The following is an 18,141-nucleotide window of genomic DNA, read 5'->3' on the forward strand; positions in this document are numbered from 1 at the left end:
AGCGGCCGCGGCCAGGTCGAGGCCGGCCCGGGCCACGTCATCACCGTCAATCCGGGCGAAGTGCACGACGGCGCGCCGCTGGGCGACGGCCTGCGCGCCTGGCAGATGCTGTACCTGGACCCGCAGGTGGTGGCCGAAGCCGCCGCCGGACTGCCCGCCGCCCTGCGCGGCTACGAATTCGAACACCCCGCGCAGGACCGCCCCGAACTGGCCCGCGACGTGCTGGCGCTGTACGCGCAGGCGACGGCCGGCGCCGCGCCGCTGGCTTGCGACGTGCTGCTGCTGCGCATCCTGGCGCGGGCGGGCGCGGCGCCGGCGCGCGTCCGCGACCGGCCGCGCGGCGCGCCCGACGCGATCCGCCACGCGCGCAGCCTGATCGACGACGATCCGGCCGCCGCGCTGTCGCTGGCCGACCTGGCCGCGGCCAGCGGCCTGAGCCGCTATCAGGTGCTGCGGGCCTTCTCCCAGGCCACCGGCCTGACGCCGCATGCCTACCAGATGCAGCGCCGGCTGCTGCTGGCGCGCAGCCTGATCCGCCAGGGCACGGCGCTGGCCGCGGCCGCGGCGGCCGGCGGTTTCGCCGACCAGAGCCACATGACCCGGCTGTTCGTGCGCGCCTACGGCGTCTCGCCGGCGCGCTACGCCCGGGCCGCCGGCTGAGCGCGGGCCGGGCTGCAATTTCGTTCAAGACCTCGCGCGGCCGCCGCGCCTACGCTGCGGTTTTCCTGACTTCAAGCGTATCGAGACATGAACAGCCGGATGCAAGGCTATTGCTGCCTGGCGGCCGCCATGGCGCTGGTGGGCAGCACCGTGGTGGCCAGCAAGATCATCGCCACGGGCCTACCGCCCTTTACCGCCACCGCGCTGCGGTTCGCCCTGGCCCTGCCCTGTTTCGCCCTGCTGATGGCGCTGTCCGGCGCGCGGCTGCCGCGGCTGGACCGCCGCGACTGGCTGCTGCTGGCGGCGCAGGCCATCGCCGGCAGCGTGGGCTACACCGCGCTGCTGATCGCCGGGCTGCAGCGGACCTCGGCCGTGGACGGCGGCATCATCCTGGGCACGCTGCCGCTGGTGTCGGCCGCCATCGCCGTCGTGCTGCTGGGCGAGCGCCCGGGCAAGGCCACGCTGGCGGCCATCGCCGCCGCCGCTTTCGGCGTGTGGCTGATGACGCGCCACGCCGCCGATGACGGCGGCGGCTCGTCGCTCGCGGGCAACGCGCTGATCCTGGGCGCGGTGCTGTGCGAAGGCCTGTTCATCCTGCTCAACAAGCGGCTGCGCGTGCCGGTGGCGCCATTGGCGCTGTCGACCATCATGGCGGCCTGCGGCCTTGCCTTCTCGGCGCTGGCCAGCCTGGCCGAGGCGCCGTGGACCCTGTCCCTGCCCGGCCCGGCGCTGGCGGCCACGGCCTATTACGCCCTGGTGCCCACGGTGGGCGGCTTTCTGCTCTGGTATGCGGGAGCGGCCCGCGTGAAGGGCGCCGAGGCCGCGCTCTTCACGGCGCTGGCCCCGGTGGCCGCGGTGGCGCTGGCCGCCGGCCTGCTGGGCGAGACGCTGGCCGGGCAGCAACTGGCCGGCATGGCCTGCGTGCTGGGCGCCGTTGCGATGCTGGGCATCGGGGCAAGGCGGACCAGGGCCGGCTCACCCTGACTGGAGCCACGCACAGGCCCTAGCCGCGGCTGAAGGCCAGCGCGAACTCCTCGGAGAAGATCTCTGCCAGCGCGCGCCGCAGGGCGGCCGCGCGCTCGGCGCCATAGGCGGCCTCGAAGCGGCGCTGCGCCTCGCGCCACAGGCGCCGGGCCTGCGCCAGCTTGGCGCGCCCGGACTCGGTCAGCGCCACGCGGCGGCTGCGGCCGTCCAGCGGATCGCGCGAGGTCTGCACGTAGCCGTCGCGCTCCAGCGGCTTGAGGTTGTGGGCCAGCGCGGAGCGGTCCAGCACCATGGCCCGCGCCAGATCGGTCAGCGAGGGCGTGCCCGCCCGCGCGATGTGCAGCAGGATCGAATGCTGCGACACCTTCAGCCCGCAGGGCGCCAGCACCGAGTCGTACAGCTGCGATACGCGCCGCGTCGCCTTGCGCAGCGCGGCGCCGTTGCAGAGCTGCGGATCGGGCGCATGGAACGGGACGGCGGCGGGGGACGGATCGTCGGGCATGGCGGGCGCGAAAGAAAACCGGGGAGCGGAAGCCGGCCGCGGCGGCCGGCAAGGCCTTAACGCTAACGCCGGCTGGCGTCCGCGTCCAGCCGGGCGGCGTTCAGCCGGCCCGCGCGCCAGGCGCGTCGCGCAGCGCGTATTCCACCAGCTCGGCGGCATAGGCTGGCAGCGCGTCGCGCGTGCACAGCACCAGATCGCGCGCGGCCCAGCCGTCGGCCAGCGCCACGCGCCGCACGCCGGCCGCGCGCCCGTAGCGCGCCGCCGCCACGCGCGGGACGATGCCTATGCCCACGCCCTGCCCCACCATCCGGCACACGGCGTCGAAGCTGCGCAGCCGCACGCGGTAGGACAAGGCCTTGCCGCCGCGCCGCGCGTGATGCGCGATGTGCTCCTGCAGCGCGCTGCCTTCCACCAGGCCCACGAACTCCTGATCCGCCACCTCCGCCAGCGTGAGCGAGGCGCGCGCGGCCAGCGGATGGCCGGCGGGCACGATGAGGGCCAGCGGATCGTGGCGGAAGGTGACCGTGCGCAGGCCATGCAGGTCGGCCGAGTCCGCCAGCACGCCGATATCGCAGGCGCCGGCGCGCAGCGCGTCGGCGATCTCGTGGCTCAGGCGCTCTTCCAGGTCGACCGACACGCGCGGATGGTTCTTGAGGAAAGCGCCCAGCACCGGCGGCAGGTACTCGCTCATCGCGCTGGTGTTGCACAGCATCCGGACGTGGCCCTTGAGGCCCTGGCCGTAGTGGTCGAGTTCGCCGCGCATGCGGTCCATCTGCGCCAGCACCACCCGCGCATGGTGCGCCAGCGTGCGCCCGGCCGGCGTCGGCTCGACGCCGCGCGGGCCGCGCAGCAGCAGGGGCACGCCCAGCGTGTCCTCCATGCCGCGGATGCGCTCGCTGGCCGAGGCCAGCGTCATGTGCGTGCGCCGCGCGCCGGCCGTGATGGAGCCGGTCTCCTGTACGTTGAGGAAAAGCCGCAGGTCGGTCAGGTCGAATCGCATGCAAAAAGCGTAGCACGCCAGCCTCAGGCCAACCCATAGGCTTGCTACGCGAGATCCCGATTCCGGCCCGGCGATCTCCGGCGGAGAATGAAGTCCCTGCCACTCGAATGGCCCGCCCGACGCCCCTCGCCTCAGGCGCGGGCATAGCCTCATGACGACCTACGATCTGCTGCCCGGGGCCACGCCCGCCCTGTTCGCCGCCACCCTGTCCATCTTCATCCTGGCCGGCGTGGTCAAGGGCGTGGTGGGACTGGGACTGCCCACGATTTCCATGGCGCTGCTGGCGCTGCTGATGGCGCCGGCCCAGGCCGCCGCCCTGCTCATCGTGCCTTCGCTCATCACCAACCTGTGGCAGGCCCGGCCGTGGCCGTCGCTGCCGGCCGTGCTGCGCCGCGTCGCCGGCATGCAGGCGGGCATCTGCGTCGGCACGATAGGCGCGGCGCTTTGGCTGGGCGCGCCTTCCGGCCGCTGGGCCGGCGTCTGCCTGGGGCTGGCGCTGGTGGCCTATGCCGCCTGGGGCCTGTTCGGATCGCCGCCCAGCGTGCCGGCGCGGCGCCAGGGCTGGCTGGGCGCGGCGGTCGGCGCCGTCACCGGCGTGATCACCGCGGCCACCGGCGTGTTCGTGATTCCGGCCGTGCCCTACCTGCAGGCGCTGAACCTGGGCAAGGACGGCCTGATCCAGGCCATGGGGATTTCGTTCACGGTCTCGACCGTGGCGCTGGCCGCGGGGCTGGCGATCAACGGCGGCTACACGCCCGAGGCGGCCGGCGCGTCGGTGCTGATGCTCGCGCCCGCGCTGGCCGGCATGGCGCTGGGCCAGTGGCTGCGCGCCCGGCTCTCGGCGCGCGCCTTCAAGCTGGTCTTCATGATCAGCCTGGCGCTGCTGGGCGCGTACCAGGCCGCGCGCGGGCTGGCGGGCTAGCGTCCTGTCCCATCCCGTTTCAGGCGGCGATCCGCCTTTCGTCGGCCAGGCCGATGGACACCGACATCTCGCGCCAGCGCGCCAGTTCCTGCTGCACCGCGTGGATCTTGGCGCGCGCCTGGTCGAAGGCGTCGCGCCCCAGGAACAGATGCAGCGGCGCGTACTGCGCCTGGGCCGCGTCGATCAGCACCTGCGCCATCTTGGCCGGATCGCTGCCCTGCCCATGGGGCGCATCGGCCGCGCGCATCGCGCCCGGATACACCAGCGTCACGCGCAAGCCGTCGGGCGCGGCCTGCGCCGCCAGCGCCTCGGTCAGGCCGCTGACCGCGAACTTGGCGGCGCTGTAGGCGCCCCAGTCCGGATGGCCGCCGTCGAAGCCCAGGATCGACGAAATATTGAACACATGCCCGCCGCGCTGCGCGCGCAGGTGCGGCAGGGCTGCCCTGAGCACGTTCAGCATGCCGAACACGTTGACGTCGAAACTGCCGCGCAGCTCCCGGTCCGACAGGCCGTCCAGCGCGCCCTGCAGGCCGCAGCCGGCGTTATTGACCACGACGTCCAGGCCGCCGAAGGCGACCGCCGTGGCTTGCACCGCCCGCCGCACGCCGCGCTCGTCTGCCAGGTCCACCGTCAGCGGCAGAAAGCGGCCTTCCAGCTTTGCGCCCACCGCGTCCAGCAACGCGTCGCCGTCGCGCGAGGTCGCCGCCACTTTGTGTCCCTGCTCCAGCAACAGCCGGACCAGGCTCAGGCCCAGCCCCTTCGACGCGCCCGTCACCAACCAGATTTTCTCGGTATTCATGCAACCCCCTGCGTTTGCGGGCCCCGCCGGCCACATGCCGCGGGGCTGACGGACCGGGAGTCCCGATTCCGTACAGGGATGGTAAGAATCGCGAGCCGGGGCGTACAGGCTCGTTCTTGCTTGAAATCTGCCTATTCCTGCGCCGTTGCGGCGCAGGTTCCATCAGCCCAGCGCGCTGCGGTAATGCTCGCGATCGAAGCTGGGCGCCGTGCCCGGCCCCTGCGCCTCGGGCGCGGCGGCGGGTTCGTCGAAGACGGGCGCGGCGACGCCGAAAAGAGTCAGTTCCGCGCTCACCAGCGCCAGGATCAGATTAGACATGACAGCTCCTTGTCCAGGGTTCGAGGTGTCATGGTGCGCGCCACGGCGCGACGCGTCCATTTGGTTTGTTCAATGGCGGCGATTGGCGCAGGGCAAGCGCGCGGAATGGCGGATAATTCGGACTGAAACCAGATTTTGGAGCAACGCCATGTATCGCGGCATCGAGGCGATCGAACATTTCATGGAATCCATCGGCCTGCAATGGCGTCCGGGCGCGACCGAGCGCGCCGAGCTGAAGGCCAGCTACCGCATCGGCAATACGCGGCCGCTGGGCATCGACCGCACGCTGGTGGAGTTCCACTGCGATCCCAAGCGGCCCAAGGTCTGGGTGCCCGAGTTCTCGCGCACCAGCTTCCACCAATGGTTCGAAGTGCCCTACCAGGAATTCGAATTCACGCCCGGCGGCTCGATGCTGAAGATCAAGGCCGCCGCGCGCGGCAACGCGCCGCCCTACAGCGTGGGCATCAAGCCCCTGGCCTGAGCGTCACAGCTGCTTGTACATGACCGTGGTGGCGTCCAGCCTGGACGGGTCGCGCGGATCGCGGCTGAATCCCGGAATCCTGCCCGCCGTCCGGTAGCCCGCGGAAGCGTACAGCGGCTCCGCCTTGTCGCCGGTGCGCGTATCCAGCGTGATCAGGCTGCGGCCGCGCCGCGCCGCCATGGCCTCGGCCTCGCGCAGCAGCGCGCGCGCCAGGCCGCGGCGGCGGAAATCCGGATGCACCAGCAGCTTGCGCAGTTCGGCGCGGTGGGGCTGGTTGGGCGGCATGTCGCAATCGAGCTGCACCGATCCGGCGACCCGCCCGTCCAGGCGCGCCACCCACAGCGCCAGCGTGCCGGCGGCGACGCCCGGCAGCACCTTGGCGCGCCAATAGGCCTGCGCATCGGCCGGCGCGTAGGGCAGCACGAAGCCGACGCTGGCGCCGTCCTGCACGCAGGCGCGCAGCAGCTCGGCCAGATCGGCCAGCAGGGTCTCGGCGGCGTCGGCCGGCAGCAGCGTCAAGTCATATGTCGATTCGGGCATGGCGGCCTCAGACGATGAAAAGCAGATAGCGGGCGCCGGCGTCCGGCGGGGTGGAGAATTCGCTGGCGCCGAACAGCTGGTAGCGCAGGCAGTCGCCGGGAGCCAGGCGGTAAGCCTGGCCGTCCACGGTCAGGTCCAGCCGGCCCTCCAGCATCAGCAGATGGTGCTCCAGGCCCGGGCGCGGCGAGCGCTCGTAGGCGATGCGCGCGCCGGCCTGCAGCTCGCAGGCCAGCACTTCGCCGGCCAGCTGCTGCGCGGGCGGCGACACCGAGCGCCGGCGAAAACCGGCGCTCTCGTCCGTCCACACGGCCTGCGCCTGCTGCGGCACCAGCGGCGCGAAATCGTCCTCGACCATCAGCATCAGCCGCGACATGGTCAGGCCGTAGGCCGCGCACAGCTTGCCCAGCACGCTGGCGGTGGCGCTGACCTCGGCGTTCTCCAGCCGCGACAGCGTGGCGCGGCTGACGCCGGCGCGGCCGGCGAGTTCGTCCAGCGACCAGCCGCGCTCCTGGCGCAGCGTCTTGAGCCGGGCGGCGATGCGCCGGTCCAGCCCGGCGTCGGCAATCGGTGAATTTTCCATATTCGGGAATTTCTCTCAAATCAGGAATTCCGTCAAGAACCGGAGCGGGCCCGCCGCGCGATTTCGGCACAATACGGGGCATGCACCTGGCCAAACCCCTGATCATGACCGCCCTCTGCCTGAGCTTTCTGAGCGGCTGCGGCCTGCCCTCCCTGGACAAACGCAGCGAATCCCGCGCCCTGACGCCCGAGGCGTCGCAAGACACCGCGCTGGGCCGCGGCATCGCGCCGCTGGCCGCCCCCCATCCCGGCAAGTCCGGCATCCATCCGCTGGCCGACGCGCACGACGCCTTCGCCGCGCGCATGATGCTGGCGCGCGCGGCCCAGCGCAGCCTGGACGTGCAGTACTACATCTGGCACAAGGACATGACGGGCACCATGCTGCTGCAGGCCCTGCACGAGGCCGCCGGCCGCGGCGTGCGGGTGCGGCTGCTGCTCGACGACAACGGCACCTCGGGGCTGGACGAGGAGCTGGCCGCGCTGGACGCCCACCCCAACATCGAGGTGCGGCTGTACAACCCCTTCGTGCTGCGCTGGCCCAAGCCGCTGGGCTACGTGACGGAATTCCGCCGCCTGAACCGCCGCATGCACAACAAGTCCTTCACCGCCGACAACCAGGCCACCATCGTCGGCGGGCGCAACGTCGGCGACGAATACTTCGGCGCGACCAGCGACGTGCTGTTCACCGACCTGGACGTGCTGGCCATCGGCGCGGCGGTCAACGACGTCTCCACGGATTTCGACCGCTACTGGGCCAGCGAATCGGCCTATCCGGTGGACCGCCTGCTCAAGCGGCCGGAGCCCGGCAGGCTGGAGGAACTGGCGCAGGCCGCCGCAAGCGTCGAACGCTCGCCCCAGGCCGCCGCCTACGCCCAGGCCATGCGCGAGCTGCCCTTCATCCAGGATCTGCTGCAAGGCCGGCTGGAACTGGAATGGGCCGACACGCGCATGGTCAGCGACGATCCCCGCAAGACCCTGGGAACCGCGCCGCCCGAAGCCATGCTGCCGCATCAGCTGCACGAGATCCTCGGCGCGCCGGCCACCGACATGGAACTGGTGTCGCCCTATTTCGTGCCCACGGCCAGCGGCACGGAGGCGTTCGCGCAGATGGCGCAGGGCGGCGTCAAGGTCAGGGTGCTGACCAACGCGCTCGAAGCCACCGACGTGGCGGTGGTGCATTCCGGCTACGCCAAGCGCCGCAAGGACCTGCTGGCCAGCGGCGTGGAACTGTTCGAAATGAAGCGCATGGCCGGCGACGTGGAGCGCAGCAAGGGCGTGGGGCCGTTCGGCAGTTCCGGCTCCAGCCTGCACGCCAAGACCTTCGCCGTCGACGGCCGCCGTATCTTCGTGGGCTCGTTCAACTTCGACCCGCGCTCGGCCAAACTGAACACCGAGCTGGGCTTCGTCATCGACAGCCCTACGCTGGCGCGGCGCATCGCCGAATCCTTCGATCGCGACATGGCCAAGGTGGCCTACCGGGTCTGCCTGGACGACCGGGGCGGCCTGTACTGGCTGGAACAGCGCGACGGCCAGACCGTGCGGCACGATACCGAACCGGGCACCACGCTGTGGCAGCGCGTGTCGGTGTGGTTCGTGTCGCTGCTGCCGCTGGAGCCGCTGCTGTAGGCGCGCGCATGGCCCCGAACCTGGACCTCTTCGCCGACGACGCGCCCGCGCAGGGCGGCCGCGTCGTGCTGGGCCCGCAGTCGGTGGTGCTGCGCGGCTATGCGCTGGCGCGGGCCGAGGCCCTGCTCGCCGGCGTCGACGCCGTGACGGGCGAGGCTCCGTTCCGGCAGATGCAGACGCCGGGCGGCTACACCATGTCGGTGGCGCTGACCAACTGCGGCAGCCTGGGCTGGACCAGCGACGCCCACGGCTACCGCTACACCCACCGCGATCCGCTGTCGGGCCGGCCCTGGCCCGACATGCCCGCGGCCTTCGCCGAACTGGCCCGCGACGCGGCCGCCGAAGCCGGTTTTCCCGGTTTCGCGCCGGACGCCTGCCTGGTGAACCGCTACGAACCCGGCTCGCGCCTGTCGCTGCACCAGGACCGCAACGAGCGCGACTACGGCGCGCCCATCGTGTCGGTATCGCTGGGCATGCCGGCCGTGTTCCTGTTCGGCGGCCTGGCGCGCGGCGACAAAACCTCGCGCACCACGCTGTTCCACGGCGACGTGGTGGTCTGGGGCGGCGTCGACCGGCTGCGCTACCACGGCGTCATGCCCATGCAGGCCCTGCCGCACCCGCGGCTGGGCAGCCTGCGCATCAACTTCACCATCCGCAAGGCGGGCTGAGCCCGCCGGCGCGGCATGAGGGTTGTCCGCGGCTGGCCGGCGCGCCGCGGCCGCTCTACCATTGCGCACCTCCCCGCCGAGCCCCACGCCCATGCGATCCCTGTTGGCCCTGCTTTGCACCCTGATCCCCGCCTGCGCCTGGGCCGCCGCCCCGCCCGCGGCGCAGGTCGAGAACTCGCTGGGCATGACGTTCGTGCGCATCCCGGCAGGCAGCTTCCAGATGGGCAGCGACGAAACGCCCGAGGCGCTGGCGCGCGCCTATCCGCAGTACCCGCCCGACCGCTACGCCCAGCTGTCCGACGAGGCGCCGGTGCACACCGTGCGCATCACGCGCCCGTTCTACCTGCAGCGCACCGAGGTCACGGTGGGGCAGTTCCGCCGCTTCATCGAGGCCTCGGGCTACGTGGCGGAATCCGAGGCCGACGGCACCGGCGGCTACGGCTACAACCCGCAATACGATCCCGCCCGCTCGGAAAGCGGCGACGCCTTCGAAGGCCGCGACCGCCGCTATTCCTGGCGCAAGCCTGGCTTCGCGCAGGACGACGACCATCCGGTCGTGAACATCAGCTGGAACGACGCCGTGGCGCTGGCCCGCTGGCTCACCCAGCAGGAAGGCCGGACCTACCGCCTGCCCACCGAGGCCGAATGGGAATACGCCTGCCGCGCCGGCGCGCGCACGCGCTACCAGAACGGCGACGATCCCGCCGCCATGCCCGAAATCGGCAACGGCTTCGACGCGCAGGCCGCGCCGCGCTGGCCGCAATGGGCCGCGTTCGCCTCGGTCCGCGGCGACGGCCACGCCTTCACCGCGCCGGCGGCCAGCTACGCGCCCAACGCCTTCGGCCTGTACGACATGCACGGCAACGCCTGGGAATGGGTGGCGGACTGGTATGGCGAGGACTACTACGCGCAATCCCCGACGGACGATCCGCAAGGCCCGGACAGCGGCAACGTGCGCGTGCGGCGCGGCGGCTCGTGGCACACCTGGGCGCTGTACACGCGCGCCTCGTTCCGCAACTGGAATACGCAGCAGACCCGCTACCCGCTGGTCGGCGTGCGGCTGCTGCGCGAGGCCGACTGAACTTGCGGTTAGCATAGCCGCAGCACCGGATACGACCAGGAGAAAGCCATGTCCAAAGTCATGCTCGTCACCGGCGGCAGCCGCGGTATCGGCGCCGCCATCGCCAGACTGGCCGCGCGCCGCGGCTACGCGGTGGGCGTCAACTACCATGCCCAGGCCGGCGCGGCCCAGGCGGTGGTGGACGCCATCCGCGCCGAAGGCGGACGCGCCGTCGCGCTGCAGGCCGACGTCTCGCAGGAGGCGCAGGTGCTGCGCATGTTCCAGGCGCTGGATGACGAACTCGGCCGCATCGACGCGCTGGTGAACAACGCCGGCATCCTGGAGCAGCAGATGCGCGTGGAGGCCATGAGCGCCGAGCGCCTGCAGCGCGTGCTGGCCACCAACGTGATCGGCGCCTTCCTGTGCGCGCGCGAGGCCGTGCGCCGCATGTCCACGCGCCACGGCGGCCCGGGCGGCGCCATCGTCAACGTGTCCTCGGCCGCCGCGCGCCTGGGCTCGCCCAACGAATACGTGGACTACGCCGCGTCCAAGGGCGCGCTGGACACCATGACGATAGGCCTGTCCAAGGAAGTCGCGCCCGAGGGCATACGCGTCAACGGCGTGCGCCCCGGCACCATCTACACCGACATGCACGCCAGCGGCGGCGAGCCGGGCCGGGTCGACCGGCTCAAGAGCGCGATCCCGCTGCGCCGCGGCGGCACGGTGGAGGAAGTCGCCGGCGCGGTGATGTGGCTGTTCTCCGACGAAGCCGGCTACACCAGCGGCTCGTTCATCGAAGTGTCCGGCGGCAACTGAGGCGCGCCTATCCGGAGCCCGAGGAGATCACGCGCTTCTCGTGCCTGGACGAGATGCGCGCTTCGACCCGGCGCAGCACCGCCAGCACGAACAGGGCCAGCAGCGTGCTGAGCACGGCGGTGGCCTCGCGCCCCATGCCCGCGGCCACGCCGATGGCGGCCGTCATCCAGATGCCGGCCGACGTGGTCAGGCCGTGGATTTCGCGCTCCGAGCCGAGCTTGATGATGGCGCCTGCGCCCAGAAAGCCGATGCCGGCGATCACGCCTTGCAGCACGCGGCTGAGGTCGCCCACCGCCATGCCGCCCTGCAGCGGCACCAGCACGAAAATGGCGGCGCCCAGCGCCACCAGCATGTGGGTGCGCAGGCCGGCCGCCTTGCCGCTGCGCTCGCGCTCGTAGCCCAGCAGGCCGCCCAGCAGCACCGCCATGCCCAGCCGCAGCACGATGCGCGTGGCCTCGGTCACATCCGGGATGTCGGAGAACTCGCTGCGCGCCGCGGACCAGATTTCCAGCCAGACTTCAGACATCGCCGCCTCCTCGTGGGCCTCGATGCAGGCAGCATAGCAGGCGGCGCGCGCGCTGGCATGCCCGGCCCAACTGGTTTACAACCGACAGGTGTCCCGCAATGCCGCGGGCGCGTATCGACCGGAGGACTACATGGATCTGCAGCTGGGCGGTAAACGCGTGCTCATCACGGGCGCTTCCAAGGGCATCGGGCTGGCCTGCGCCATCGCGTTCGCGCGCGAAGGCGCGCAACCCATACTGGTGGCGCGCGACGACGCCGCGCTGCGCGCCGCCTCCGAGGCCATCGGCGAGCACACCGGCGAGCCGGTGCAGGCGCACACGCTGGACCTGGCGCAGACGGGCGCGGCGCAGCGCCTGGCCGAGATGGCCGGAGACGTCGACATCCTGGTGAACAACGCCGGCGCGGTGCCGGGCGGCGCGCTGGAACAGGTGCAGGACGAGCGCTGGCGCGCCGGCTGGGACCTGAAAGTGCACGGCTACATCGACCTGGCGCGCCACTACTATCCGCGCATGCGCGCGGCCGGCGCGGGGGTCATCGCCAACATCATCGGCATGGCCGGCTCGGCGCCGCGCGCCGACTACATCTGCGGCGCGGCGGCCAATGCCTCGCTGATCGCCTTCACCCGCGCGCTGGGCGGCGAGGCGCCGCGCCACGGCGTGCGGGTCTTCGGCGTGAATCCCTCGCGCACCCGCACCGACCGCGTGCTGACGCTGGCGCAGCAGCGCGCGCAGGCCCGCTGGGGCGATGAAAGCCGCTGGCAGGAAACGCTGACGGACCTGCCCTTCGGCCGTCTGATGGAGCCCGCGGAAGTGGCCGACATGATCGTCTTCGGGGCCTCGCCCCGCGCCGGCTACCTGAGCGGCACGGTGATCGACCTGGACGGCGGCGGGCAGTACGCCAACCAGGCGCGCTGAGCGCTCAGGCCGCGCGCCGGCCCCAGTCGGCCAGCAGCGCCGGCAGCTGCGCCATGTCGGTGAACACCTGCGCCACGCCCACGCCGCGCAGCGCCTCGGCGCCGCTATGGCCGTTGGCGCTCGGGCTGTAGCCGAACACCGTGGCGCCGGCGGCCACCCCGGCGGTCGCGCCGGTCACCGTGTCTTCCACGACCGCGCAGCGCCGCGGGTCCACGCCGAGCGCCTCGGCGGCGGCCAGGTACACGTCCGGATGCGGCTTGCTGCGCGGCATTTCGTGGCCGCTGAACACGCGTCCGTCGAAGCAGTCGGCGATGCCCACCTTGGCCAGCTGCAGCTCCACCTTGCGACGGTCGGCGCCCGAGGCGACCGCAATGCGTCCGCCCAGCGCCCCGTGCAGGGCGCGCACGGCGTCCGGCGCGCCGGGGATTTCCAGCAATTCCAGGTCCAGCGCGTCGTTGCGCCGCTGGCGGAATTCGGCGAACCATTCCGGGCCGAGCGCGGCGCCGGTGCGCGCCTGGATCAGCGGCAGTTCGTCCTTCACGGCCTTGCCGGTGAAGATGCGCATGGTTTCGTCGTGCGCGATGTCCCAGCCCAGCTCGTTGAGCATTTGGGTCAGCACGCGGCAGGTAATGGGTTCGGAATCGACCAGGACGCCGTCGCAGTCGAACAGCACGGCGTCAAAGGGAAAATCAGTCATCGGGGCCAGCCGGAAATAAGCGGAACAAGCGCGTAAGCATACTTCAGCCGCGGCGCGCGGCCGGCCCTAGTAGTCCATCGGCACGTGGCATTGCGCGGCCCGCAACGCCTCGATGTGCCTTTCGGCCTCCTGCCGCTCGGCCTCCGGCGGCAGCGCGCGCCAGCTGATCATGGTGCCGCTGGCCTTGGCCGGCATCCAGCCCAGCACGCTGTACAGCGTGATCGCGGTGTATCCGGTGTCGAACCGCGTTTCGTAATAGCCGTGACGGTCCGGCAGCGTATCGCCGGGCGTCCATTCCATTTGAGACATCCCCGTCTCCTTGTTGCTGAAGCTTATCGACCCCGCGGGATCGTGGCTATCGTATCGCCGCCCACGGCGGCTCGTGACACCACGATGCGCCGGCTTTGCCATTCTTGACAGAGGGATATCCCCTAGCTTGGGGACGGCCGCGGGAGAACCCCGCGGCCGGTGTGGCGAAAATCGGACGGAAACGCCCGACGCCGATGCTTACTTGATGCCGATGAACGGCAGGGCCGCGCCCGGAACCTGCGTGGCCGGCAGCACGCCGTCCCACTTTTCCACGGCATTCAGGCTCACCAGATTGGTGTTGGCGGCCAGCGCCTCGGCCTTGGCGCGGATCGCGGCGGCCTCGGCCTCGCCGCGCATGCGGATGCCGTCGGCCTCGGCGGTGAACTGCTGGCGGCGCGCGTCGGCCTCGGCCTTGGCCTTGACCACCTGGATCTCGGCGTTGATGGTCGCCGTTTCCTTTTGCTGGCGGGTCGTCTCGATCTGCACCTGGGCCAGCATGCGCTGCTCGATGGAATGTTCATAGGCCTGCGAAAAGCCCACTTCCTCGATCTGCACGCCCACCACCTGCACCGGCGCGCCTTCCATGGTCTTGCGCACGGACTCGTTCACGTCCAGGCCCAGCTTCTGGCGTTCCTGGATGGCGCGCACGGCCGTGTACTGGCCGAACACGTTCTTCACCGAGTCCGGCGTCTTGCGTTCCAGCACCCGCATCTGCAGATTGCTGATGGTGCCGTACTCCGAATACAGCTCGGCCACGTGCTCGGGCGGCACGCGATAGGTCACCGAAACCCGCAGCGTCGCCGGCTGCTGGTCATAGCTGTAGGCCTCCAGCTTTTCGAACACGAACGTGTGGTCGCGCACCGACACCATCATCACGTTGTCGATGAACGGCGTCTTGAAATCCAGGCCGGGCTCGGAAACGCGCACCAGCTTGCCGTTGCGCAGCACCACGCCGCGCTCGCCCTGGTCCACCTGGAACCACGAATCGAAGGCCAGGAACAGGATCAGCAGGAACAGCACCGCCGCGATCGCCGCCACCTTGAGGCTGCGCGGCTTGACCGCGCCTATCGATTTGACCACTTGCATGTCTGTCGGCTTCACTTCAAATCCCTTTCTGTTTTTGAACGTTTACGGTCCGAGAGCACGGCGGCTATGCCCCGCGCCAGCAAGTAAGCGACGACAGCCGCTCCCACCAAGATCAGGAAATACCTCATCGAGCGTCCCCCCCGGAAAAGAAGCACCGGATTCTAGCGGAAGTCCGCGCCGCGCCGAATTGTGACGATTGTTGCGCCGCGCCCCTTCGACGCCCGGTAAAGTTCCTAGCATCAGGCCGCAACCTGTTACGTCCCTGCGGCCGGCCCATCTGCTACCGTTGTCTGGCTTAGACCCTGACCTACGCGCCGCGGCCCCGGTCCGGCGCTCAAGACGGAGACCGCGCATGCCACGACCTTCCCAGTCCGCGCCCCTGATCGGTGTGATTCCCCCCTTCATGCTGGACCGCCTGGCGCAGCACGCCGACGCCCGGGTCAGCATGCCCGCCGTGAAGACGCTGATCATCGACCAGCAACAGCGCAGCCTGCGCGAAATGGCGGTGCAGCCGCCCCGCGCCAAGCCGGCGCCGGGCGCGCGCGCGGGTCCCGCCGGCAAGCCGCAGCGGTCCGTGCACGACGCCGGCAACAGCACCACCCTGCCCGGCAAGCTGGTGCGCGCCGAGGGCCGCCCTGCCACCGGCGACGCGGCGGTGGACGAAGCCTACGAGTACCTGGGCGCGACCTACAAATTCTTCTGGGAGGTCTACCAGCGCCATTCCATCGACGGCCAGGGACTGCCGCTGATCGGCACCGTGCATTACGGCGAAGACTACGACAACGCCTTCTGGAACGGCGCGCAGATGGTGTTCGGCGACGGCGACGGCGAAGTGTTCAACCGCTTCACGCTGGCGCCCGACATCATCGGCCACGAACTCACCCATGGCGTGATCGACGCCGAGGCCGCCCTGCTCTACCAGGGCCAGTCGGGCGCGCTGAACGAATCGCTGTGCGACGTCTTCGGTTCGCTGGTCAAGCAATACGCCCTGGGCCAGGACGCGCGCCAGGCCGACTGGCTGATCGGCGCCGGCCTCTTCACCGACAAGGTGCGCGCAAAAGCGCTGCGCTCCATGGCCGAGCCCGGCAGCGCCTACGACGATCCGGCGCTGGGCAAGGACCCGCAGCCCGCCCACATGGACAACTACGTGGACACGCCCGACGACAACGGCGGCGTGCACATCAATTCCGGCATCCCGAACCGCGCCTTTTACCTCGCCGCCACGGCCCTGGAGGGCCCCGCCTGGGCCGGCGCGGGCCGCGTCTGGTACGACGCGCTGCGCGACGAGCGGCTGCGCCACGACGCCGACTTCAAGCAGTTCGCCGCGCTGACGCTGCAGGTCGCGCAGAACCACGACGCCGCGGTGCGCGACGCCGTCGCTCAGGCCTGGCAGGCCGTGGGAGTCCGGACATGATCGAACTGCCGCCGCTGGACCTCGCCCACCTGGTGCGCCTCACGCGCCAGGGCGGCCTGGCATATCTGCCGGGCCTGGCGCGGCCGCGCACCATAGACCTCGCCACCTGCCCGCCCGACGTGCGCCAGGAGGCCTGCGACGCGCTGGAACGCGCCGCGCCCGTGGCCGTCGCGCGCGACGCCGGCGGTGGCGGCGACCAGCGCTATTTCCATGTGGAAGTGCTTTACCGCGGCGCCGGGGTCGCGGACGTCAGCTTCGACGTGCCGGAAAGCGAGGCGCCCGACACGCTGGTGCGGCTGTGGAAGGACAAGGCGCGCCAGGAATGAAGGGCTGGCCCGCGCTCAGCCTTCGCGCGCCGTCGCCACGATGAACAGCCGTGGGAACGGCAGCAGCACCGTGCCGTCGGCCAGCGCCGGGTAGGCCTCTTCGATCAGCGATTGATAGCGGGCCAGGAAGCCGGCCTGCCCGGCGTCGTCCAGCCTGTCCAGGTAGGGGCGCAGCGCCGTGCCCTTGAACCACTCCACCACGGCCGCCGCGCCCGCCAGCGGGTGGTGGTAGGTGGTGCGCCACACGTCCAGCCGGCCGCAATGCGGCTTGAGCAGTTCGTAGTACCAGGCCGCGCTATGCCGCGGGGGATGCTTGAAGCCTCCGATGCTGGCCGCCCACGGAGCTTCGCCGGCGACCTGGCGCGCCAGGCGATGGGCCGGCTCTTCCATGTTGTCCGGCGTCTGCACCGCCAGGCTGCCGCCCGGGGCCAGCTTGCCGAGCAGGCGCGGATACAGCGTGGCGTGGTCCGGCACCCACTGCAGCGAAGCGTTGGCCAGGATCACGTCGTAGGCCTGCGGCGGGTCCCAGGTGGCGATGTCGGCCAGTTCGAACTGCAGCGCGGGCAGGCGCTTGCGGGCGGCCTGCAGCATGTCCTCGGAATTGTCCATGCCGCTCAGCTCGGCGTCGGGGTAGCGCGCGGCCAGCACCTCGGTGGAGTTGCCCGGGCCGCAGCCCAGGTCCACCGCCCGCTGCGCCTGCAGGTTGGGCAAGGCGGCGACCAGGTCGCGCACCGGACGGGTGCGCTCGTTCTCGAAGGCGGAGTATTGCTTTGCTGACCAGGTGTTCATGGCGGTTCCCGACGGTGGAAAGACTCCTGGCCACTCTACGCCTGCCGCCTGCCGCCGACAAATCCCGGATGGGCGAGGCCGCCATATCCGGCGGATATGGCGGCCTCGCCGCGCCCGGGTTTACTCGGCCGCCAGTTCGGCCTTGCCGCGTTCGCCGCGCGTCTTCCACAGCGAGAACAGCACGCCGCCCGCGATCAGGCCGAAGGTCACCGACAGGGACACCACGGCCGGCACCTTGCCGATGAAGCCGACCAGGAAGATCTTGGTCCCGATGAACACCAGCACCAGGGCCAGCGCGTACTTCAGGTAGTGGAAGCGGTGGATCATCGCCGCCAGCGCGAAGTACAGCGCGCGCAGGCCCAGGATGGCGAAGATGTTGCTGGTGTACACGATGAACGGATCGGTCGTGATCGCGAAGATCGCCGGCACCGAGTCCACCGCGAACAGCAGGTCCACGAACTCGATCAGCACCAGCGCCAGCAGGAGCGGCGTGGCCCAGCGCACCGGCCTGGAAGTCGCCGGGTCCACTTCGCGCACCCAGAACGCGTTGCCGCGCAGGCCGTCGGTCACGCGCATGTGGCGCTTGAGGAACTTGAGGATGGGGTTGGACGCGATGTCCGGCGTCTGGTCGGCGATCATCCACATCTTGATGCCGGTGAACACCAGAAAAGCGCCGAACAGGTACAGCAGCCAGCCGAAGTTGCTGACCAGCGCGGCGCCCAGGCCGATCATGGTGGCGCGCAGCACGATCACGCCCAGGATGCCCCAGAACAGCACGCGATGCTGGTACTGGCGCGGGATCGCGAAGAAGCTGAAGATCAGCGCGATGACGAAGACGTTGTCCATGGACAGCGACTTCTCGATCATGAAGCCGGTGTAGTAGGCCATGCCGCTGGCCGCGCCCATCTGCCACCAGACCCAGGCGCCGAAAAGCAGCGCCGCGCTGATGTAGCCGGCCGACAGCAGCAGGCTCTCGCGCACGCCGATCTCGCGGTCTTCTTTGTGCAGCACGCCGAGGTCGAAGGCCAGTAGCGACACCACGATGCCGATGAAGAGCAGCCAGCTCCAGGTGGGGGTGCCGAGGAAATCGGCGGCCAGAAAGGTCAGTAGGGTTTCCATAATGTCC

The 18,141-nt window shown here is 70.8% G+C and carries 23 protein-coding genes; 11 read left to right on the forward strand and 12 right to left on the reverse strand.

Annotated elements, in window-relative coordinates:
- A partial coding sequence (locus C1I89_RS16725) for a helix-turn-helix domain-containing protein (protein WP_102773805.1) occupies positions 1 to 660 on the forward strand: 660 nt, incomplete at its 5' end.
- A gap of 87 nt (positions 661 to 747) precedes the next feature.
- Entirely contained in the window at positions 748 to 1,644 is an 897-nt protein-coding gene (locus C1I89_RS16730) for a DMT family transporter (RefSeq protein WP_102773806.1), read from the forward strand.
- 19 nt (positions 1,645 to 1,663) lie between these two features.
- Here C1I89_RS16730 and C1I89_RS16735 read toward each other — a convergent pair whose 3' ends face one another.
- Positions 1,664 to 2,146: a MarR family winged helix-turn-helix transcriptional regulator gene (locus C1I89_RS16735; protein WP_102773807.1), complete on the reverse strand. Its 483-nt coding sequence runs from the start codon at positions 2,144 to 2,146 to the stop codon at positions 1,664 to 1,666.
- Between the two features lie 100 nt (positions 2,147 to 2,246).
- Positions 2,247 to 3,146 (reverse strand): LysR substrate-binding domain-containing protein, encoded by a 900-nt coding sequence (locus tag C1I89_RS16740; RefSeq protein WP_102773808.1) that lies wholly within the window; start codon positions 3,144 to 3,146, stop codon positions 2,247 to 2,249.
- A 151-nt stretch (positions 3,147 to 3,297) separates the two neighbouring features.
- Between C1I89_RS16740 and C1I89_RS16745 the strand changes: the two genes are divergently transcribed.
- A complete protein-coding gene (locus C1I89_RS16745; protein ID WP_102773809.1) occupies positions 3,298 to 4,068 on the forward strand; it encodes a sulfite exporter TauE/SafE family protein in 771 nt (256 codons plus the stop codon).
- A 19-nt stretch (positions 4,069 to 4,087) separates the two neighbouring features.
- On the opposite strand, the gene C1I89_RS16750 is transcribed toward C1I89_RS16745, so the two are convergent.
- Both C1I89_RS16750 and C1I89_RS34550 read right to left on the reverse strand, forming a co-directional pair.
- Positions 4,088 to 4,867 carry an SDR family NAD(P)-dependent oxidoreductase gene (locus C1I89_RS16750; protein ID WP_102773810.1) on the reverse strand — a complete coding sequence of 260 codons (780 nt, stop codon included), beginning with the start codon at positions 4,865 to 4,867 and terminating at the stop codon, positions 4,088 to 4,090.
- Between the two features lie 162 nt (positions 4,868 to 5,029).
- On the reverse strand, positions 5,030 to 5,185 hold the full coding sequence (locus C1I89_RS34550) for a hypothetical protein (RefSeq protein WP_181390972.1): 156 nt from the start codon (positions 5,183 to 5,185) through the stop codon (positions 5,030 to 5,032).
- Positions 5,186 to 5,333: 148 nt separating this feature from the next.
- Between C1I89_RS34550 and C1I89_RS16755 the strand changes: the two genes are divergently transcribed.
- Entirely contained in the window at positions 5,334 to 5,666 is a 333-nt protein-coding gene (locus C1I89_RS16755; protein ID WP_102773811.1) for a hypothetical protein, read from the forward strand.
- Positions 5,667 to 5,669: 3 nt separating this feature from the next.
- On the opposite strand, the gene C1I89_RS16760 is transcribed toward C1I89_RS16755, so the two are convergent.
- Both C1I89_RS16760 and C1I89_RS16765 read right to left on the reverse strand, forming a co-directional pair.
- Complete coding sequence (locus C1I89_RS16760) at positions 5,670 to 6,206, reverse strand: GNAT family N-acetyltransferase (RefSeq protein WP_102773812.1); 537 nt, start codon at positions 6,204 to 6,206, stop codon at positions 5,670 to 5,672.
- 7 nt (positions 6,207 to 6,213) lie between these two features.
- Entirely contained in the window at positions 6,214 to 6,786 is a 573-nt protein-coding gene (locus tag C1I89_RS16765; protein ID WP_102773813.1) for a helix-turn-helix domain-containing protein, read from the reverse strand.
- A gap of 80 nt (positions 6,787 to 6,866) precedes the next feature.
- Here C1I89_RS16765 and C1I89_RS16770 point away from each other — a divergent pair, with 80 nt between their 5' ends.
- The 4 genes from C1I89_RS16770 (at position 6,867) to C1I89_RS16785 (ending at position 10,955) form a co-directional block, all read left to right on the forward strand.
- A complete protein-coding gene (locus C1I89_RS16770) occupies positions 6,867 to 8,411 on the forward strand; it encodes a phospholipase D family protein (RefSeq protein ID WP_102773814.1) in 1,545 nt (514 codons plus the stop codon).
- Between the two features lie 8 nt (positions 8,412 to 8,419).
- Positions 8,420 to 9,079, forward strand: a complete 660-nt coding sequence (alkB, locus tag C1I89_RS16775; protein WP_102773815.1) for a DNA oxidative demethylase AlkB — start codon at positions 8,420 to 8,422, stop codon at positions 9,077 to 9,079.
- Between the two features lie 91 nt (positions 9,080 to 9,170).
- Positions 9,171 to 10,160 carry a formylglycine-generating enzyme family protein gene (locus tag C1I89_RS16780; protein ID WP_102773816.1) on the forward strand — a complete coding sequence of 330 codons (990 nt, stop codon included), beginning with the start codon at positions 9,171 to 9,173 and terminating at the stop codon, positions 10,158 to 10,160.
- A gap of 48 nt (positions 10,161 to 10,208) precedes the next feature.
- Positions 10,209 to 10,955, forward strand: a complete 747-nt coding sequence (locus C1I89_RS16785) for an SDR family oxidoreductase (RefSeq protein ID WP_102773817.1) — start codon at positions 10,209 to 10,211, stop codon at positions 10,953 to 10,955.
- A gap of 7 nt (positions 10,956 to 10,962) precedes the next feature.
- Here the strand turns inward: C1I89_RS16785 and C1I89_RS16790 are convergent, their stop codons facing one another.
- Entirely contained in the window at positions 10,963 to 11,481 is a 519-nt protein-coding gene (locus C1I89_RS16790) for an MgtC/SapB family protein (RefSeq protein WP_102773818.1), read from the reverse strand.
- 130 nt (positions 11,482 to 11,611) lie between these two features.
- Between C1I89_RS16790 and C1I89_RS16795 the strand changes: the two genes are divergently transcribed.
- Positions 11,612 to 12,394 (forward strand): SDR family oxidoreductase, encoded by a 783-nt coding sequence (locus C1I89_RS16795; RefSeq protein ID WP_102773819.1) that lies wholly within the window; start codon positions 11,612 to 11,614, stop codon positions 12,392 to 12,394.
- A gap of 4 nt (positions 12,395 to 12,398) precedes the next feature.
- Here the strand turns inward: C1I89_RS16795 and C1I89_RS16800 are convergent, their stop codons facing one another.
- The 3 genes from C1I89_RS16800 to C1I89_RS16810 all read right to left on the reverse strand — a co-directional run bounded on the left by C1I89_RS16800 (position 12,399) and on the right by C1I89_RS16810 (position 14,486).
- The gene (locus C1I89_RS16800; RefSeq protein WP_102773820.1) at positions 12,399 to 13,091 is read right to left on the reverse strand and encodes an HAD family hydrolase; all 693 of its coding nucleotides are present in this window, start codon (positions 13,089 to 13,091) and stop codon (positions 12,399 to 12,401) included.
- A 66-nt stretch (positions 13,092 to 13,157) separates the two neighbouring features.
- Positions 13,158 to 13,400, reverse strand: coding sequence for a hypothetical protein (locus C1I89_RS16805; protein ID WP_102773821.1), 243 nt, complete (start codon positions 13,398 to 13,400; stop codon positions 13,158 to 13,160).
- 198 nt (positions 13,401 to 13,598) lie between these two features.
- Positions 13,599 to 14,486 carry a prohibitin family protein gene (locus tag C1I89_RS16810; RefSeq protein WP_102773822.1) on the reverse strand — a complete coding sequence of 296 codons (888 nt, stop codon included), beginning with the start codon at positions 14,484 to 14,486 and terminating at the stop codon, positions 13,599 to 13,601.
- Positions 14,487 to 14,838: 352 nt separating this feature from the next.
- Between C1I89_RS16810 and C1I89_RS16815 the strand changes: the two genes are divergently transcribed.
- On the forward strand, positions 14,839 to 15,900 hold the full coding sequence (locus C1I89_RS16815) for a M4 family metallopeptidase (protein WP_102773823.1): 1,062 nt from the start codon (positions 14,839 to 14,841) through the stop codon (positions 15,898 to 15,900).
- Complete coding sequence (locus tag C1I89_RS16820; protein ID WP_102773824.1) at positions 15,897 to 16,226, forward strand: protealysin inhibitor emfourin; 330 nt, start codon at positions 15,897 to 15,899, stop codon at positions 16,224 to 16,226. Before C1I89_RS16815 ends, C1I89_RS16820 begins: the two co-directional genes overlap by 4 nt.
- A 15-nt stretch (positions 16,227 to 16,241) precedes the next feature.
- Here the strand turns inward: C1I89_RS16820 and tam are convergent, their stop codons facing one another.
- Positions 16,242 to 17,015 (reverse strand): trans-aconitate 2-methyltransferase, encoded by a 774-nt coding sequence (tam, locus tag C1I89_RS16825; RefSeq protein ID WP_102773825.1) that lies wholly within the window; start codon positions 17,013 to 17,015, stop codon positions 16,242 to 16,244.
- Positions 17,016 to 17,135: 120 nt separating this feature from the next.
- Positions 17,136 to 18,134, reverse strand: coding sequence for a TerC family protein (locus C1I89_RS16830; protein ID WP_102773826.1), 999 nt, complete (start codon positions 18,132 to 18,134; stop codon positions 17,136 to 17,138).
- Positions 18,135 to 18,141: the final 7 nt, after the last annotated feature.

The organism is Achromobacter pulmonis (assembly GCF_002885955.2).
GTDB lineage: Bacteria > Pseudomonadota > Gammaproteobacteria > Burkholderiales > Burkholderiaceae_B > Achromobacter > Achromobacter pulmonis_A.

Coding starts and splice junctions, on each gene's coding strand:
- C1I89_RS16760 (WP_102773812.1), bottom strand. CDS start 6,206: ATGCCCGAATCGACATATGACTTGACGCTGCTGCCGGCCGACGCCGCC.
- C1I89_RS16780 (WP_102773816.1), top strand. CDS start 9,171: ATGCGATCCCTGTTGGCCCTGCTTTGCACCCTGATCCCCGCCTGCGCC.
- C1I89_RS16755 (WP_102773811.1), top strand. CDS start 5,334: ATGTATCGCGGCATCGAGGCGATCGAACATTTCATGGAATCCATCGGC.
- C1I89_RS16765 (WP_102773813.1), bottom strand. CDS start 6,786: ATGGAAAATTCACCGATTGCCGACGCCGGGCTGGACCGGCGCATCGCC.
- C1I89_RS16740 (WP_102773808.1), bottom strand. CDS start 3,146: ATGCGATTCGACCTGACCGACCTGCGGCTTTTCCTCAACGTACAGGAG.
- C1I89_RS16810 (WP_102773822.1), bottom strand. CDS start 14,486: ATGCAAGTGGTCAAATCGATAGGCGCGGTCAAGCCGCGCAGCCTCAAG.
- C1I89_RS16820 (WP_102773824.1), top strand. CDS start 15,897: ATGATCGAACTGCCGCCGCTGGACCTCGCCCACCTGGTGCGCCTCACG.
- C1I89_RS16815 (WP_102773823.1), top strand. CDS start 14,839: ATGCCACGACCTTCCCAGTCCGCGCCCCTGATCGGTGTGATTCCCCCC.
- C1I89_RS16830 (WP_102773826.1), bottom strand. CDS start 18,134: ATGGAAACCCTACTGACCTTTCTGGCCGCCGATTTCCTCGGCACCCCC.
- C1I89_RS16750 (WP_102773810.1), bottom strand. CDS start 4,867: ATGAATACCGAGAAAATCTGGTTGGTGACGGGCGCGTCGAAGGGGCTG.
- C1I89_RS16785 (WP_102773817.1), top strand. CDS start 10,209: ATGTCCAAAGTCATGCTCGTCACCGGCGGCAGCCGCGGTATCGGCGCC.
- C1I89_RS16800 (WP_102773820.1), bottom strand. CDS start 13,091: ATGACTGATTTTCCCTTTGACGCCGTGCTGTTCGACTGCGACGGCGTC.
- C1I89_RS16735 (WP_102773807.1), bottom strand. CDS start 2,146: ATGCCCGACGATCCGTCCCCCGCCGCCGTCCCGTTCCATGCGCCCGAT.
- C1I89_RS16795 (WP_102773819.1), top strand. CDS start 11,612: ATGGATCTGCAGCTGGGCGGTAAACGCGTGCTCATCACGGGCGCTTCC.
- C1I89_RS34550 (WP_181390972.1), bottom strand. CDS start 5,185: ATGTCTAATCTGATCCTGGCGCTGGTGAGCGCGGAACTGACTCTTTTC.
- C1I89_RS16770 (WP_102773814.1), top strand. CDS start 6,867: ATGCACCTGGCCAAACCCCTGATCATGACCGCCCTCTGCCTGAGCTTT.
- C1I89_RS16790 (WP_102773818.1), bottom strand. CDS start 11,481: ATGTCTGAAGTCTGGCTGGAAATCTGGTCCGCGGCGCGCAGCGAGTTC.
- C1I89_RS16745 (WP_102773809.1), top strand. CDS start 3,298: ATGACGACCTACGATCTGCTGCCCGGGGCCACGCCCGCCCTGTTCGCC.
- C1I89_RS16805 (WP_102773821.1), bottom strand. CDS start 13,400: ATGTCTCAAATGGAATGGACGCCCGGCGATACGCTGCCGGACCGTCAC.
- alkB (WP_102773815.1), top strand. CDS start 8,420: ATGGCCCCGAACCTGGACCTCTTCGCCGACGACGCGCCCGCGCAGGGC.
- tam (WP_102773825.1), bottom strand. CDS start 17,015: ATGAACACCTGGTCAGCAAAGCAATACTCCGCCTTCGAGAACGAGCGC.
- C1I89_RS16730 (WP_102773806.1), top strand. CDS start 748: ATGAACAGCCGGATGCAAGGCTATTGCTGCCTGGCGGCCGCCATGGCG.